Genomic DNA, 17,618 nt, shown 5'->3' with positions numbered 1-17,618 from the left:
GACTAGCGAGGGCCGGTAAGGCCTGCGTGAACCGGCCAGAACCGGCGAGGTCGCTACGATGCGCCGTGACCGAAACGACCGAACCCGATGTATCCCGCACCCGAATATTCGCCGACCTGACCCCGCTGCGAACCTCCCCCGACTACCGGCGGCTCTGGTTCGGCAACACGGTCTCCTGGGTCGGGCAGGGCATGACGTCGCTCGCCGTCTCGCTCCAGGTGTACGACCTCACCGGCTCCGCCTTCTCCGTCGGACTCATCGGGTTCTGCTCGCTCGTGCCGCTCGTCGTCTTCGGGCTGTACGGCGGAGCGATCGCCGACACCGTCGACCGGCGCAAGCTGGGACTGGCCAGCGCCTCCGGGTCGTTCCTGCTCTCGGTGGGGCTCGTGGCGGTCACCGTGGCCGGGATCGAGCAGGTCGGGCTGCTGTACGGGATCGTCGCGCTCCAGGCCATCTGCTTCGCGCTCAACTCGCCTGCCCGCAGCTCGATGATCGCCCGGCTGCTGCCGGCCGGGCAGCTGCCCGCGGCGAACGCGCTGACCTCGATGACCAGCACCACGGGCATGCTCGTCGGACCGATGCTCGGTGGGCTCATCGTCGGATGGTGGGGATACCGGGCCGCCTACGGAGTCGACGCGATCACGTTCACGGCCTCGCTGTACGCGATGTGGCGGCTGCCCTCGATGCTGCCGGACCGGGGCGAGAAGGAGGCCGGGGACACGAAACGTGCCTCCGTCAGGGACGGGCTGCGGTTTCTCGGGACCCGGCCCAACCTGCGGATGACCTTCTTCACCGACCTGTGCGCCATGGTGCTCGCACAGCCGCGCGCGCTGTTCCCCGTCGTCGCCGGGCTCTGGTACGGGGGCGACGCGAAGACCACCGGACTGCTGGTCGCCGCCCCGGCGCTGGGGGCGCTGCTGGGCGGGGTGTTCTCCGGCTGGCTGGGGCGGATCCGGCGGCAGGGCCTCACGGTGCTGTTCGCCGTCGCGGGCTGGGGCACCGCCATCGCCGTGTTCGGACTGACCCGCCAGCTCTGGCTCGGGCTGGTCTTCCTGGCCCTCGCGGGCGCCGCCGACACCACGTCCATGGTCTTCCGCAACACCATGCTCCAGGCCGCCGTGCCCGACGAGATGCGGGGCCGTCTCCAGGGCGTCTTCATCGTCGTGGTGGCGGGCGGCCCACGGCTCGGGGACTTCCTGGCCGGATCCGTCGCCGACCTGGCGTCGCCGGGGCTCGCCGTGACCGGCGGCGGGATCGCTTGTGTGGCCGCGGTGGCCCTCCTGGCGCTGCGGTGGCCCGGGTTCGCGCGCTACGACGCGCGTGAACCGGAGGCGTGATCGCGCTACGACGCGCGCGAACCGGAGGACTGTGATCCGGCGGGCGAGACCCAGGGTGGTGTTCCTCATGACCGCAAGGTGGGCACCTGCCGACCGGAACGCCACGAGAACGGCTTCGCCCCGCCAAGCGTGTGCTCGGCGGGGCGAAGAGGAACCGGCCCGTGCCTCGAGTCACCGCGTCCCGTCAGGCCCCGGGGCGCGGACGGGGCGGATCACCCGAAGGCCAGCTTGTCGTTCCAGCCGGACCCGATGACCGTCTTCACCGGCGCGTTGGTGTTGGTGGTGGACGGGTTGTAGATGGCCATGTGGCCGTCCGACGCGAACCGGGCCCAGATGTCCGGGATGCCGTCGTTGTTGATGTCCGGGATACCGATCGCCGTGTTGACGTTGGCCTCGGTCCAGCTGGTGCCGAACGGGACGTCGCCGTTGAGCGAGTTGGCCGCCAGCTTCAGGGAGTCGAGGTCGACGCTGCCGGCGACGGAGCCCGGCTTGCCGTGCCGGGCGTACATGTTGCCGTTGTCCAGGTTGCGCCAGAGCAGGTCGGGCGTGCCGTCCTTGTTCATGTCGGCGAGGTTGACGACGTCGCGTCGCGCCCAGGCGTCGGAGTTCATCAAGGTCGCGGCCCGGAAGGTGGCCCCGCTGTAGCCGGAGAGCACCCAGAGGGCCATGTCCGTGCGCAGGACCAGGTCGGGCAGCTTGTCGCCGTTGATGTCGCCGATGGCCTTGAGCTGGGTCCAGGTGGACGGCGCGGGCGCGTTCGACGGGAGGCGGATCTTCAGCCGCCGGCCGACGTCGAACGAGCCGTAGCCGTCGCCCGGGTAGAGCCAGAACCCGCCGTCCGGGTTCACGGCGAAGAGGTCCGTGGTTCCGTCGCCCGGGTAGGCGTCCTGGTAGTGCGCGATCAGCGCTGCCTTGCCGGTTGCCGCGTCGTACCAGTGACCGGCCGGGGCCAGTACCGGATTGCCGTCGGCGTCCAGGGTGTACGAGGAGGTCAGCTGGGTGTACAGCTCGCCGCCGGGCTGACCCGGATACGTCCGCAGCACACCGGACTTGTCGATGAGGAGCAGGTCCGGGGTACCGTCGCCGCCTGTGTCGCCCGGGGCGTCGGCATTGTCCCTGGGGGGAACGTAGGTGGTGTGGTCCGTCCGCGCGCTCGCGTTGCCGAGGCTGTCGTAGGCGTAGACCTGGAGCGTGTTGGGGCCGGCGTTCGGCGGCCGCAGGGCGGGGACGGTGGCGACGCCGTCGGCGTTCGCGTTGACCGGGACCGGGCTGACCCCGCCCCAGGCGTAGGTGAACCTCACGGCCCCCGGCGATTCGAAGGTGATCGGGCCGGTCAGGCCGAACTTCACCGTCGCCCATGTGGCGCCGTCCGCCGTGGCCTTGAGGAACACGTCACTGGTGACGACGGGCTGGGACGGGCCGCTCGGGTCCACCGTGATGCGGCAGGGCTCGGTGCCCGGCGGGTAGGTGCTGGACGTCGCACCCGCCGCGTCCTTGCCCATGGCGTCCCAGGAGAAGGTGGTGTTGGTGGTGATGTCCTTCAGCAGCGGATCGCTGGACGGGATGGTGTACGTGGCGGTGCCGCCTGAGCCGCCGATCGGGACCTCGACACCGGCCGGGACCGTGCCGCCGGTCTTCCAGAACCGGAAGCGGACCTTGCTCATGTTGTTGTCGGGGTCCTTGGCGGTCACCGACAGGGTGATGTTGGTCTTGCCGACCGTCACGCCCGCGCCGGGGGCGGGGGTGCAGGGGCCGCCGGGCTTCGAGGTACCGCCCGTGGGCTCGGACGGGTTGCGGTTGTAGACGGCCTCGATGGTCGCGGAGGTCGCCTTGAACTTGCGCCAGGTCTGGGTGTCCGACTCGCTCGTGGCCCGCATGCCCAGGGTGACGCTCGAATCGCCTCGGTCGGTGGCGTACTGGGCGGCGTCCTTGACGTTGAAGGCCTCGTACTCGTCCGGGCAGGAGCTCGACGACCAGCCGTGCGCGAAGGACTTGCGCTGGATCTCGTCGGACCAGCTCGGCTGTGCGTTCCACGTCGTGCCCGACGAGATCGCGCCGGTGCGCCACAGCTGGAACTCGCGGTCCGTGCAGGACCAGGAGTGGTTGTTGAGCACCTTGAAGGTCGCGCTGGTGATCTTCGCGCCCTTGATGCTCTTCGACCAGTCCATCCGCCAGAAGGAGCGGGCGGTGCCGCCCCCGTCGGACTCGTGGCCCACGCGGGCGTCGGAGGTGCCGGAGGAGAAGTTGGTGCCGTTGAAGAAGCTGGTGCTCGGGTACGGCTTGTAGGCCACCGTCCATGCGTCCCAGCCGGGGTTCAGCGGCGGGTCGACGAACAGGGGGTACGTGATGTCCTTGCGCGCCGTCAGACCGGTGGCGGCGAAGCCGAGACCGAGCCGGGCGGCGTGGGTGTCCGCGCCGTCCAGGGTGATCGGCAGCGGCGCGGACTGCGCACCGGGCTCGATGCCGGTCAGGCCCGACAGCTTCAGCACGTCGGCCGGGGTGGCGACGGAGGTGCGGTTCGGGGTGCCCTCGGGCAGTTCGGGGTCACGGCCGCTGGAGTCCCAGGTGAACGGCGTCGGGACCGAGCCGACCTCCTTGCCGGCCTTGTCCAGGACCTGGACCCTGCTGGCCTTGCGGTCCTGCCGGAACACAGCCGTGGTGGAGCGCAGCCCGTACGACACGGTCCTGAGCGCTTCCTGCCGCGCGGCCTCGGCGGTCTTGACGATCAGGACCTGTGCCATGCCGCCCTCCTCCCGGGCGACGAGCAGCAGGTCGACGCCCGGGAGGACCTCGGAGTACAGGGCGCGCGGCCCGTCGAGGACCGGCTCGGGCAGCGCGTCCGGCCAGGTGTACGCCACGGTGTGGCCGTCGAGTTCGACCTCGGCGAGCACCGTCTCACCCGGCGTCCCGGTGCGGGCGAACGAGCGGTCGGCGCGCGCCTTGCGGGCGGTGCCGCTCGCGAAGCGGACGGGAACGGCCGGGTTCGCGGGTGCGATGCCAAGGCCCCTGGGGGCCTTGGCCGTGCGCTTCAGGGTGTTGTCGACAGGGGCCCACTGGCCCTTGGCATTCTTCGCCCGGGTCGGCGCGGCCGTGATCCGGGTCTTGTAGCGGCCGTTGGGCAGTGCCCAGGTCAGCGTGGTGGCGCTGGTCGCCGTGTCGACGAGTACCTGCGCGTGGGTGCGCAGGGCCTGGGCCATCGCCGTGGCCTCGTCGCGCGGGCCGGTGGAGGCGGGGGCGGCGTCGGTGGCTCCGGCGGCACCGTCGGCGGTGGTCGGGGAAGAGCCGCCGGGCTGCCACCAGGGCAGCAGTGCGGCGGTCAGGGCGGCCAGCACGAGGCCGAGGGTCAGGGCCAGCCGCGTGCGCGTGCGCACGAAGGGGCTGAGAAAACGGGGCGGCGCGGTCACGGCGGTCTACTCCGGTGGGAACCAAGCGGATTGAGGACAGCTCAGACAGCCCCAGTCGGCAGGCCACGGGGGCAGAAGGCGGGCACACGATCACACATGTGAAGCGTTGACGTCCAGGTGTGAAGGTTTTATGAATCCGTTACACACCCATGGGCTCGGCTTGACTGGCCGTCAAAGTGATCCGGATGGCGGCTTTTATGGGTCGATATCGATGCGGGGTGCGGGAATGTCCCCAACTTGCTGATCATTCGTCAGTGGAGCGGTCTGACCCGTTTCACCCCGTGCCACAGATCACATATGTGGCTCCGTGGCACCGCTCGTCGATCTTGAATATGTGGCGGACATGCCAGAGAGTGCGCACGCACGCGTCTGAGGCAGAGGTGTGCCATCCGGTGTTTTCCGCACCTCGTCCATTGTCTGAATTGCCAGGGTGGGAGTCGACGCGCATGCGTGCTTCAGGTCCGCTGTCATGGTTGGGGCGGGGACGCCTGGCCATGACGGAGTCACAACGACGGCACCGGCGGCGAAGCCGCACGGCGATCGTCCTGCTGTTGTCCTCGGTACTGACCGTGACCAGCCTGGGCAGCCAGGCACTCGCCGTTCCCGGTCCCGGCATGAGCCGCGAGGAGTCGATCGCCCAGGTCGGCCTCCCGGACCTGCCGGAGGCCACCACGGTCGAGGGCGACGCGGCCGCCGACAAGACCCTGACCCTGGCTCCGGAGAACCCGGTCGCGCCGTACACCCCCACCGCCACGGCCGCGTGGACCTCCGGTACGGGTCAGGCCACGCTCGACGCGACCAGCGCGCCCGGCACCACCCAGCCGGTCAGCAACGACCTGCCGGTCGCCATCGGCGTCCCCGAGGGCGGTGACGCCGCCGCCCTGGCCGGCGACTGGACCGTGGGCGTGGCCCCGCAGACGACCTCGCAGGACGCGGGCGTCTCCGGCATCGTCATGAAGCTGACCCCGCCGGCCACCGTGGACCCGGCCGCCGAAGTGGCGATCAGCATCGACACCACGGGCTTCGCCGACCTCTACGGACCGCAGGCCGCCGACCGCTTCGGTCTGATGCTGCTGCCCGAGTGCGTCTACTCCTCCCCGACCGAGGGCGACTGCGCCGACGGCGGTGGCACGAGCACCATGTCCCTCTCCGACGGGGACAAGGACGTCAAGAACGGCAAGAAGGACTTCCAGCGCCTGCGCAGCACGGTGAAGACCGTGGCCGCCAAGGACGCGCCGACCCGGACGAAGACGGCCAGGAACGCGGCCACCCGCAAGGTCCTCAGCGGCAGCATCCCGGTCTCCAGCCTGGTCGGCGAGGGCTTCGTTCCCTCCGGAGCGACCAAGGCCTCCTACCGGGACGGCGTCCAGCCCGCGGTCTCCGCGAACGGCGGCGCCGCCGTCGGCGGTCTCGACACCGGCTCGTCGGTGTCCGGTGACTTCACGGCCTCGCCGCTGCTGTCCTCGGGCGCCTGGGCGGCGGGCTCCTCCTCGGGCGCCTTCACCTACTCGTACGACATCCAGGTCCCGGAGACCGCCGGCGGCCTGATGCCGAAGGTCAATCTCGGGTACTCCTCGCAGTCGGTCGACGGCCGCACGTCCTCGTCGAACAACCAGGCCTCCTGGATCGGTGACGGCTGGGACTACAACGCGGGCTCCATCACCCGTACGTACGCCAACTGCCGCCAGGACTCCAAGAAGGCCGGCTCCAACAACGCCACCCACCGTACGGCGGACCTGTGCTGGGGCTCGGAGAACGCCACCCTCTCTCTCGGCGGCATGACCACCGAGCTGGTCTGGGACGCGGCCAAGGGCAAGTGGTTCACGGCCAACGGCGACGGCTCCACCATCCAGGTGATCAAGGGCGAGAAGACCGGGAACGGCGCCAAGGACGGTGAGTACTGGGTCGTCACCACCAAGGACGGCACGAAGTACCACTTCGGCAAGAACAGGCTCCCGGGCTGGTCCGACCACGGCGACGCCGCCGACGACCCGACCACCGCCTCGGTGCTCACGGTCCCGGTCTACGGCAACCACGCGGACGAGGACTGCTACCAGGGCCCCACGACCACCGACTGGACGAAGTCCTGGTGCACGCAGGGCTGGCGCTGGGGCCTCGACTACGTCGAGGACATCCACGGCAACGCCATGTCGATGTGGTGGAAGAAGGACGTCCCGAACTACTACGCCCGCAACTTCAACTTCAAGGACCCGGTCGCCTACGACCGTGACGGCTGGCTCGACCACATCGACTACGGCCAGCGCAGCGACACCCTCTTCACCGCGACCGCCCCGGCCCGGGTCGGCTTCGCGGTGAAGGAGCGCTGCTACACCGTCGACGACGTCACCTGCTCCGATGCCAACTTCGCCTCGAAGGACCCGCGCAACTACCGGCCCTGGTTCGACACCCCGGTCGACATGCGCTGCGAGGCCGGCAAGAAGTGCTGGAACGCCGGCCCGTCCTTCTGGTCCCGCAAGCGCCTCGACACGATCACGACCTCGGCCCAGCGGCGCACCGACACCGCGGCGCGCCAGGTCGTCGACGAGTACCAGCTGAAGCAGAGCTTCGCCAAGCTGCTGACCGGCCCGAACACGGCGCTGTGGCTGGAGTCGGTCCAGCGCACCGGATACGCCCGCAAGGGCTCGACCGACGCGAGCGTGCAGCTCAACACGGTGCGGTTCGAGCCCAACACCGAGGACATGCCGAACCGCGTCAAGGCGGTCCACGCCTCGCGCCCCGGCTTCTCCCGGCTGCGCATCGGCCGCGTCGTCAACGAGTACGGCGGCGAGACCATCGTCACGTACAAGCCGATCGAGGGTGACTGCCTCACCGGCGACCTTCCCCTGCTCGACCAGCGGCCCGGCGAGGACCGTGCCACGGCCATGGCCCGGCTGCAGGCCGAGCTCAAGGGGAACGACCGGCTCTGCTACCCGTCGTTCTGGAACCCCGACCCCGAGGTCGAGGACATCGACTGGTTCCACAAGTACGCCGTGGACACCATCGAGGAACTGCCCAACATCGACGGCAACTTCACCACCAGGACGGAGTACCGGTACAAGAGCCCGGCCTGGAAGCTCGCCGAGGCCGAGTTCTCCAAGAAGTCCCAGCGCACCTACTCGCAGTTCGCGGGCTTCGAGCAGACCACGGTGCTGACGGGTCCGGTCATCGAAGGCGCCGCGGACACCGCCGGCCAGCGTTCCAAGTCCGTCACCCGCTTCTTCCGGGGCCTCGGCGACACCGTGTCCGTCAAGGACATCACCGGCGCCGAGATAGCCAAGGACCGGGAGCCGTTCGCCGGCCGGATCGCCGAGGAGCTCACGTACAACGACTCCACCAAGGCCGACTCCGACTGGCTGTCCCGCTCGATCACCAGGCCCGAGGCCACCGAGCTCGCCAAGCGGGACCGCGACGACGGCCTGAGCCCGCTGCGGGCCTGGCGGGTCACGGAGCCCGAGGAGATCGCGTACACCAAGTCGTCCGGCACCAACACCGACGACCCGCGCCCCCTGCGCACGGTCAGGACGACCTCGAAGTACGACGCGACCTACGGTCTGCCGACCGAGGTCGAGTCGCTGGGCGACGACGACCCCACCAAGACCGGTGACGAGTCCTGCACCAAGCTGGAGTACCTGCACCGGCCCGACAAGAACCTCATCGGTCTGTCCAAGCAGGTCCTGGTCTCGCCGACGACCTGCGCGAACGCCGACTGGGCCGACCTCGGCTCGCTGAGCGGCGCCACCCGCACGGCCTACGACGGCACGGCCTACGGCACCGCGCTCGGCGCCTCGACCCGTGGCCTGGCCACCGAGTCGTGGACGCTCAAGGGCGACGGCACCGGCCTCCGGTCCGCCGGCACCAAGGCGTTCGACGCCGTCGGACGCGTGGTCAAGGAGACCCCGGCGGACCAGCTGGACCAGCTGGTCCCGAAGTCCTCCACGATCGCCTACGACTCCATCGGGCCGGCCACGGGCCAGGTCTTCAAGGTCACCACGACCAACGTCCTCGGGCAGCGCCAGATACAGGAGCTGGAGCCGGGCCGCTCGGTCACCGTCAAGACGACCGACGTCAACGACCTGGTCAGCGAGGCCGTGTACGACCCGCTCGGCCGGCTCGCCGAGGCCTGGGCCCCGGGCCGTACCCCCGGCACCGGCGTGGCGGACTTCCGCGCGGTCTACACGGTCCCGAAGGAGGAGACCGACCCCACCGACTCGAAGATCAAGATCCGCAAGCCTCCCTACGTCACCACGTACGCGCGTGGCTACGAGGACAGGATCGAGACCTCCGTCACCCTCTACGACGGCCTCGGCCGTGAGCGGCAGACGCAGGAGGAGGCCGACGGCGACGCCGGCTGGCTGATCACCGACACGCTGTACAACAACTCCGGCGAGGTCTACCAGACCAACAACGCCTACCTGACCGACGAGGCGAAGCCGGGCGAGCTGTTCAGCCCGCTCGCCGACACGGCCGTCCCCAACATCACGCGCTACACGTACGACGGCCTCGGCCGCGTGCTGAAGGAGACGCCGTACCTCAAGTGGATCGACCCGGACACCAAGGAGTCCTTCTCCAAGGCGTACGAGGACCGGGCCATCCGCTACGAGTACGGAGAGGACTGGTCGAAGGTCGTCCAGCCGGAGGGCGACTCGTCCTACCGCGTCTGGACCGACGCGACCGGCCGCACCGTGCGCACGGACACCTTCAACCCGGCCGCCCCCGGCGGGTTCACGTCCACGCGCTACCGGTTCGACGCGCACGGCCAGCTCCAGACGGCGACCGCGTCGGCGGACACCACGCACCCGTGGTCGTGGACGTACGACCACACCGGCCAGGTGGAGACGGCGACCGACCCCGACGCGGGCGCCTCCCGCACGACCTACGACGCGTTCGGCCGGGTCGAGACGACCAGGAGCGCCCGCGGCGTCACGGTCTGGAACGGCTACGACGAGCTGTCGCGTCCCAAGGAGGTGCGCGAGAACAGCTCCAGCGGCAAGCTGCTGTCCTCGTTCACGTACGACACGGCCCCGGGCGGCAAGGGCATGCCCGCCACCGCCACCCGCTACACCGATCTCCAGGCGTACACCCAGAAGGTCAACGGCTACACCAAGGAGTACCAGCCGACCTCGACCACGCTGTCCCTGCCGCAGTCCATCGTCGACACCTGGGGTCTGAAGAAGGACTACACGTACGACTACACGTACAACGAGCGCGGCATGCTGGACGAGACCACCCTTCCGGCGGTGGGCAAGTTCGACGCCGAGAAGCTGGTCGTCCGCTACAACAAGGACGGCAAGCCGCTCTCCATCTCCGGCAAGGACTGGTACGGCTCCGAGACCACCTACGACGCCTACGGCCAGGTGCTCCGCTCCACGCTCGGCGCACAGCCGTACCGCGTGTGGGCGCAGAGCGCCTTCGACGAGGGCAGCGGCGAGCTCACCGAGCAGTCGGTCTACCGCGAGAAGGGTGACGCCACCGCGGACAAGAGTGTCGTCGGCGGCACCCTCGTCTCGAACCGGGCGTACAGCTACGACCCGGCCGGAAACGTCACCTCGATCGAGGAGAAGTCCACCGGGATCGCGGAGCGCCAGTGCTTCGTCTACGACCCGCTGGGTCAGCTGAAGTCGGCCTGGACCTCCAAGGACCGGACGAGCTGCGTCAACCCGAGGAACGCGGACGGCTCGCTCAACAAGAACGCGGACGGCACGCTCCGGGCGGCGTCGGGCACGGACGGCTCCGGCTACTGGCAGGAGTACGAGTACGACCTGCTCGGCAACCGCACGAAGCTGACCGAGAACGACCTCTCCGGCGACACCACCAAGAACGCGGTCTCCACGTACGCGTACGGCAAGAACGCCGCCAAGGACCAGCCGCACACGCTGACCAAGGTGTCGAAGAGCTACACCACCCCCGCGGGGGCGCAGATCACGGCCGAGGCCACCCGGCTGTACGAGCTGACCGGCGAGACCAAGTCGGTCACCTCAATAGAGAACGGTGACAAGCAGGACCTGACCTGGACCTATGACGGCCAGGTCGACCGGATCACCGGTGCGGGCACCGGCGGCAAGACCCCGTACGTGGGCCTCGGCCAGAAGTGCCTGGACCTGAAGTCGGGCACGGCCGCGGCCGGCCAGCCGATCCAGCTCTCCGACTGCAACGCCTCGGCAGCGCAGAACTTCAAGTTCACGCCCACCCCGGGCACGGCGGCGGCGCCGCAGACGGACCCCGACAAGGGCACGCTCTCGGTGCATGGCACCTGGTGCCTCCAGCCCGCGGCCAACACGGCCGGGTCGGCGCTCCAGATCCAGAAGTGCAACGGATCGGCCGCGCAGGAGCTGAAGCGCAACACCACCGGTCAGCTGACTCACTCGGCCTCCGGCCTGTGCCTCGCGGTGCAGGGCTCGGCGAACGTGAACGCGACGCCGATCGTGCTCACCACCTGTGCCTCGGCCCAGGCCGCCCAGCAGTGGCTGCCGCAGAACGACACCCGTCACATCTACGGCCCCGACGGCGCCCGGCTGCTCACCATCCAGGGCAAGCAGGCGACCCTCCACCTGGGCGAGGCCGAGGTGACCGTCCAGCAGGGCGGCGCTCTGGTCAACACCCAGCGCACCTACGGGGTTCCGGGTGGCGCGGTCATGCGCTACGCCTACGGCACCGGCGCGGACACCCTGGTCGCCCAGACCACGGACCATCAGGGCAGCGCGTACACGGAGGTCGGCCTCTACGGCGGCATGCCGGTCCGCATCCGCAAGCAGGACCCGTTCGGCAACGAGCGCGGTACCGCCGGCACGGACCTCAAGGACCACAAGGGGTTCCTCGGCCAGACCCGGGACGACTCCTCCGGCTACCAGCCGCTGGGTGTCCGGCTGTACGACCCGGTGGTCGGACGCTTCCTGTCCGCCGACCCGGTGCTCGATGTGAACGACCCGCTGCAGTCCAACGGGTACGCGTACGCGCAGAACAACCCGGTCACCTACTCCGACCCGACCGGTGAGTCGATCGTCCTGAGCGCTTCGGAGAAGGCCGCGGCCCTCGCGGGTGCGGGTCTGTCCGCGGCGCAGGTCGCGCAGGCGCAGGCGATGCAGGGCAAGTCCCTCACCTCCGTCATCCTGGCGGTCGCGTGGGAGACGCTGAAGGACTTCATCGGCATCAACGACGCCATGGCCTGCTTCGGCGGCGACATGTGGTCCTGCGTCAGCATCGTGGTCGACGCCATCCCGTGGTCCAAGCTCGGGAAGATCCCATCGGTGATCAAGGCGGTCAACCGCACCATCGAGGCCATCAAGGCCTTCAAGGTGGCCAAACGGGCCGCCGAGCTGGTCCTCAAGGCCGCCAAGGCCGCCGAGGCCGCCGCGCTGAAGGCCAAGAAGCTGGCCATCGAGAAGGCCAAGAAGGAGGCCGCGCAGAGGGCCAAGAAGAAGGCCGCCGAAGCCGCCAAGAGAAAGGCGGACGAAGCGGCCGCCGCGAAGCGGAAGACGGGTAACCCCGTCCACAAGCAGGCCCAGGCCAAGGCCGCACCCAAGTCCTCCTCCCACCCGAGCGCGGGCAAGGGCGGCGGTAGCAAGAGTTCGGGGGGCGGTGGCGGCGGCAAGTCCGGCGGCTCCTCCCGCAGCAAGGGCGGCACCAGCGGCGGCGGCGGCTCCGGCCGGGCCGACGGCGGCGGTTCCTGCCCGGCCAACAGCTTCGTGCCCGGCACGAAGGTGCTGATGGCCGATGGTTCGACCAAGCCGATCGAGAAGGTGAAGGCCGGCGACAAGGTCGTCGCGACCGACCCGGAGTCCGGTGAGAGCGTCGTCCGGACGGTCACCGCCGAAATCAAGGGTCAGGGCCTCAAGCACCTGGTCGAGGTCACGATCGACCTCGACGGCGACAGCGGCTCGAAGACGGCCCGGATCACCGCGACCGCCGGCCACCCCTTCTGGGTCGCCGAACTCGGTGAGTGGATCGACGCCGCCGACCTCGAGTCCGGTGAATGGCTCCGCACCAGCGCGGGCACCTACGTCCAGGTCACCGCGATCCAGCGGTGGACCGCGCAGGACGCCACGGTCCACAACCTGACCGTCTCCGACCTGCACACGTACTACGTGCTGGCGGGGGCTACGCCGGTCCTTGTTCACAATTCGCTTCCGTGCCAATCGGATATGGAGGAGGGCCTCAGCAGGGCCCACGCGGCGGCCGACAGTTTCGACAACCCGGGTGGGATGTCGGGCCACGCCATCCTCGACGATGGCACCAGATTCGACCTTTCGTCGGGTGGGGACGGCCGTAACCTCAGGCCTGACCACGTCGCACCTTCCGGAACCACGGCTGAGAACTTCCATCATCTCGAGAATCAGACCGCGGCCATCATGCGCCGTACTGGTCAGAACGCCACCCTCTACATCACCGGCACCTACGGTGCGTGCAAGTATTGCCTTCCGGCCATGCGTGCAATGATTCCGCAGGGCGGAAGAATGTTGGTGATCTGGCGGAACGACAGCGGAGCAATAAGGAATCGAATGTTCATTGGCGGGGCTGACAGTTAGCGATTGGGCGGAGTTCCCCGGCCGACAGGTTCGTGCCGGGGAACCGCCCCCTGCTTCCGGCCCGTCCGACAGCGGCCGCGTGCAGGACCCGCCAGGGAGAATGAATCCCTGAACGTGAAGTAGCACGCCCACCTGCATGGTGAGCAGATGGGCGTGGGTGCCATAATGACCGAATGATCAACCCGTCCGATATCGATTCCTCCGATCTCCTTGGCCGCTGGCGTGGTCCAGCGCGGCTCCCCGCGGTTCCACCGGCAGACTTTCCTCTCCATCTTCCGCTGCCACTCAGGAAGTGGTACGGGCTCACGTCTTGCTGGCCCGAGGTTCGTTCTGCCGGCACGAACGTTTATGAACCATCCCGTGTCCGGACTGGCGTGGATCGGGTCGCATTTATGGAGGACTCGACCGGCGACTGGGTTTGGGCGTTCGATCCCGATCAGCCGGATATTGTCTATGAGGGAGAGTCGACCAGGGCTCTGCGCCGAAGTCCCGAGGATCTCGCGGAACTGCTTGTGCATGCGACCGTGAGGTCGGTCATCCTGCTGTCCGGTTCCGGCAGACTGGGTGCGCAGGTACCGGACGAAGCGTTGCCCCAGATTCTCGATCCGCTGGAATGCGTGGATTTCGGCGGATGGCGATGGCCTCGTCCCGGATATCGAATCCACGTCGCCAACAACCTTATGGCGGAAGTCGGTCCGGCAGTTGATCCGCAGGCGCCATGGCTGAACAGGGCCGGATATTCTGCCGTGAGGATCGCAGGTCTGCACGACTCGGATCTCGATTATCTGGATTCTTTCCCCATGGTCACGTGGATTGATATGGGTCTCGGCGTCTAAGGGCTGTCCCGCCAGGAATTGCGGGACAGCCCTCAGTGGACCTTCGCCGAAGCGCGAAGCGGTTCCCTGGAGGGACGCCGACGACCTGACGTGATACGCGCAGCGCCCGGCCGAGAAATCCCGGCCGGGCGCTGCGCGTATGCGTGGGCCCGGCCCGCCCCCCGGGTGCGTCCGCCGGTACGGAGGCAGTGCGGAGATCATCACGCGGGCGGCCGCCCCAGCCGGGCCGGGGGACAGGTCAGGAGACGTCCTCGATCTCGGGCATGTCGCCCCCGGTCGTCGTCCCGTCGATCAGCGAGAACGCGGCGCCCTGCGGGTCGGTCAGCGCGGCGAACCGGCCGAACGGCATGGTCATCGGGCCGAACCGGAGTTCCGCCCCGAGCGCCTTCGCCTTCTCCACCGCGGCGTCGCAGTCGGCGACGGTGAAGTACACGTTCAGGTGCGCCGGCATCTCGGCCGGGAACTCGTCCGTCATCTTCATCCGGCCGAGTACGGGGTCCGAGCCCAGGTCGTACAGCGTGAAGTCGACCGCGTCGTCGACCATGCGCTTCACCCCGTAGCCGAACACCGCCGGGAAGAAGGCGTCCGCCTTCGCCGGCTCCCGGGTGAAGACCTCGGCCCAGGCGTACGCGCCGGGCACCGTCCGCGCCTCGAAACCCTCGTGGGTGCCCGCCTGCCACACCCCGAAGGCGGCGCCGCCCGGGTCGCTCGCCAGGACCATCGTCCCGAACTCGCCGACCTGCATCGGCTCCACCAGGACCGTGCCGCCGTTCTCGCGGACCTTGGCGGCGGTGGCCGCCGCGTCCGGCGAGGCGAGGTACAGACACCAGGCGGGGGGCACGTCCTGGCCGGGCACGGGCGGCATCAGGGCGGCGACCGCCTTGCCGTCCACGTAGGCCTGCGTGTAGTTGCCGAACTCGGGCAGCGAGTCGCCGTACGTCCAGCCCAGCACCTCACCGTAGAAGCGCTTCGCGCCTTCCAGGTCGCCGAACGTCGCGTCGGCCCAGCACGGTGTGCCCTGTGGTTCTGCGGCCATGGCCGGTCATCTCCTCACGTGGGAACGGGCCCCTTTGCCACGCTAACCACCCCTCGCCCCTCCTGCGCGCCGGACACGGGTCACGGTCCCGGCGGGTCCCGTCGCACGACCGAGCGGGCGACGCCGAGGTCCACCAGGTCCTGTGGGCGCAGCCGCAGCTGGCCGGCCGTGGCGTGCACCTGGTCCGGGGAGCGCTTGAGGATCGCCGCGGCGAGCTCCGGGGCGATGACGGAGAAATAGCTGTCCGCCGTGACATGGGTGCGGTCCGGCGCCGCCAGGGCCAGCGCCCCGCCCGAGCCGCCCTCGCCGATCACCAGCGTCGTGACGGGGACCCGGGCCGCCGCGATCGCCGCGAAGGCGTCGGCGATGGCCGCGCCCGCACCGGCGCGCTCCGCCGCCGCGTCGTTGGCCGCGCCCGGGGTGTCGACCAGCGTGAGGACCGGGACCCCGAGCCGGTCGGCCAGCCGGATCACGCGGGCCGCGGTGCGGTAGCCGGCCGGGCGGGTCGCGGTGCCGCACTGCGCCACGTAGGCGACCGGCTGTCCCTCGTGCAGCCCGAAGCCGCACAACAGCCCCGGGTCCGTGCCCCCGCAGCGGTCGCCGCTCAGCGGGAGCCGCACGGTGAAGTAGGCGTCCAGATACGCCTCGGCGTGCGGCCGTGACGCGGACCGGGCCCGGAGCACCGCGTCCCAGCCTGTCCGGGGAAGCCCCGCCGAGGAGAGCGCGGCCGGGACCGGGGCGGGGGCGGGCGGGGTGTCGCGGAGGGCGAGCAGCCGGAGCCAGTGGCCCACCGTGGCCGGCAGTTCGCCGGGCGGGACGACCGCGTCGGTCTGGCCGGCCGCCAGCTGGCCCTCGGCGGTGTAGGCGTCCGGGTCCGCGTCCGGCGGCCGGACCCGGGAGCCGGCGAACCCGACCTGCGCGCCCGGGAGCGCCAGGATCACGTCGGCGCCCGCGCCCAGGGTCGCCCWGCCGCCTCCGGTCGTCGGGTCGCGCAGGACCGCGAGCTGCGCCGGACCGGCCGCGCGCAGCCGGGCCGAGGCGCGGGCCACCCGGTGCAGCTGGGTGAGCGCGATCATGCCCTCCTGCATCCGGCTGCCGCCCGTCGCGATGAGCGAGACGAGGGGGAGCCGCCGGGTCATGGCCTCCTCGTACGCGGCCTCCAGCCGGTCGCCGGTGCGCTGTCCCAGTGAGCCGCCGAGGAAGCCGAACTCGAAGGAGATCAGCACGCAGGGCCGGCCGCCGACCGTGGCGGTGCCGTGGACGACGGACTCCTGCTCGCCGGTACGGGCGGTGGCCCTGGCCCGGGACTCGGCGTACCCGGACCAGTCGAGCGGTCCGTCGCCCGCGGTGTCCCCGGTGGGTGCGGCGGACTCGGTGAAGTCGGCGGTGAGGGCGGCGACGGCCTCACGGGCCGTCGGGCGCTCAGCCATGGAGGGACCGCTTCATGATCTTGCCCAGGTCGTTGCGCGGCAGGGCGTCCAGATAGCGGACGGTGCGCGGGCGCTTGTGCGGGGAGAGCTGGGCGGCGACATGGTCGGCCAGCTCGGCGGCCGAGGGCGGGGCGGCGGGGTCGGCCGGCACCACCCAGGCGACGACGCGTTCGCCCAGGTCCGGGTCCGGCTCGCCGGTGACGGCGGCCTCGCGGACGCCCGGGTGGTCCAGCAGCGCGTTCTCGATCTCACCGGCGCCGATCTTGTAGCCGCCGCTCTTGATCAGGTCGGTGGCCTTGCGGCCCACGATCCGTACGTACCCGTCGGGGTCGAGCGTGGCCATGTCGCCGGTGCGGAACCAGCCGTCGGCGGTGAGGGCCGCGGCGGTGGCGTCGGGGCGGTTCAGGTACTCGGTGAACAGGTTCGGGCCGCGCACCTGGATCTCGCCGATGGACGCGGGATCCGCGAGCGGGGTCCCGTCCTCCTCCACCAGGCGGAGCTCGACGCCGCGCAGGGGCGCGCCGACGGTACCGGGGCGCGGTTCGCCGTCGGCCCGGACGCCCGTGTTCATCAGCGTCTCCGTCATGCCGTACCGCTCGATGACCCGGCGGCCGGTCGCGGCCGCGATCCGTTCGTGGTCGTGGACCGGCAGCGCGGCCGACCCGGAGACCAGCAGCCGCGCGCCCGCGAGGGCCTTCGCGAGGCCACCGGAGGCCGCCGGTTCGTCGAGCGCTTCCGCCAGCCGGTGGTACATCGTCGGCACCCCGAACAGCATCGTGCCGCCGGAGCCCAGCTCCCGGGCCACGCCCTCGGTGGAGAACCGGCCGAGGTGGCGTACGGAACCGCCCCGGCGCAGCGGGCCGAGGATGCCCAGGATCAGTCCGTGCACATGGAACAGGGGCAGGGCGTGGACGAGGACGTCGTCCCCGGTCCACTGCCAGGCGTCCTCCAGCGCGTCCAGCGAGGCGGCGATCGCCCGGCGCGGCAGGACGGCGCCCTTGGGCGGGCCGGTGGTGCCGGAGGTGTACACGACCAGGGCGGGGGATGCGGGGG

7 protein-coding genes are annotated in these 17,618 nt (G+C 70.3%); 3 read left to right on the top strand and 4 right to left on the bottom strand.

The features are described 5' to 3' along the window. The first annotated feature begins 65 nt into the window (after positions 1-65). Positions 66-1,337: an MFS transporter gene (locus EAO72_RS18895; protein WP_148018514.1), complete on the top strand. Its 1,272-nt coding sequence runs from the start codon at positions 66-68 to the stop codon at positions 1,335-1,337. 212 nt (positions 1,338-1,549) lie between these two features. Here EAO72_RS18895 and EAO72_RS18890 read toward each other — a convergent pair whose 3' ends face one another. Then, entirely contained in the window at positions 1,550-4,741 is a 3,192-nt protein-coding gene (locus EAO72_RS18890; RefSeq protein WP_148018513.1) for an FG-GAP-like repeat-containing protein, read from the bottom strand. A gap of 494 nt (positions 4,742-5,235) precedes the next feature. Between EAO72_RS18890 and EAO72_RS18885 the strand changes: the two genes are divergently transcribed. Together EAO72_RS18885 and EAO72_RS18880 are read left to right on the top strand one after the other, a co-directional pair. Then, positions 5,236-13,263 (top strand): ricin-type beta-trefoil lectin domain protein, encoded by an 8,028-nt coding sequence (locus EAO72_RS18885; protein ID WP_261991574.1) that lies wholly within the window; start codon positions 5,236-5,238, stop codon positions 13,261-13,263. A gap of 173 nt (positions 13,264-13,436) precedes the next feature. After that, the gene (locus tag EAO72_RS18880) at positions 13,437-14,099 is read left to right on the top strand and encodes a hypothetical protein (protein ID WP_187285132.1); all 663 of its coding nucleotides are present in this window, start codon (positions 13,437-13,439) and stop codon (positions 14,097-14,099) included. A 238-nt stretch (positions 14,100-14,337) separates the two neighbouring features. On the opposite strand, the gene EAO72_RS18875 is transcribed toward EAO72_RS18880, so the two are convergent. The 3 genes from EAO72_RS18875 to EAO72_RS18865 all read right to left on the bottom strand — a co-directional run. Then, complete coding sequence (locus EAO72_RS18875; RefSeq protein WP_148018510.1) at positions 14,338-15,135, bottom strand: VOC family protein; 798 nt, start codon at positions 15,133-15,135, stop codon at positions 14,338-14,340. 80 nt (positions 15,136-15,215) lie between these two features. Continuing rightward, complete coding sequence (locus EAO72_RS18870; protein WP_148018509.1) at positions 15,216-16,565, bottom strand: carboxyl transferase domain-containing protein; 1,350 nt, start codon at positions 16,563-16,565, stop codon at positions 15,216-15,218. Next, positions 16,558-17,618: AMP-binding protein (locus tag EAO72_RS18865; RefSeq protein ID WP_148021895.1), on the bottom strand; the 1,061-nt coding region annotated here is incomplete at its 5' end. The genes EAO72_RS18870 and EAO72_RS18865, both read right to left, overlap by 8 nt.

The organism is Streptomyces sp. OR43, from assembly GCF_008042275.1.
Lineage (GTDB): Bacteria > Actinomycetota > Actinomycetes > Streptomycetales > Streptomycetaceae > Streptomyces.
Note: the sequence above shows the minus strand (reverse complement) of the source record. Positions and strands in the feature narration are given on the sequence as shown.

Bases quoted from the DNA above. Each gene is read 5' to 3' on its own strand.
- EAO72_RS18875 (WP_148018510.1), bottom strand. From the start codon at position 15,135: ATGGCCGCAGAACCACAGGGCACACCGTGCTGGGCCGACGCGACGTTC.
- EAO72_RS18885 (WP_261991574.1), top strand. From the start codon at position 5,236: ATGACGGAGTCACAACGACGGCACCGGCGGCGAAGCCGCACGGCGATC.
- EAO72_RS18880 (WP_187285132.1), top strand. From the start codon at position 13,437: ATGATCAACCCGTCCGATATCGATTCCTCCGATCTCCTTGGCCGCTGG.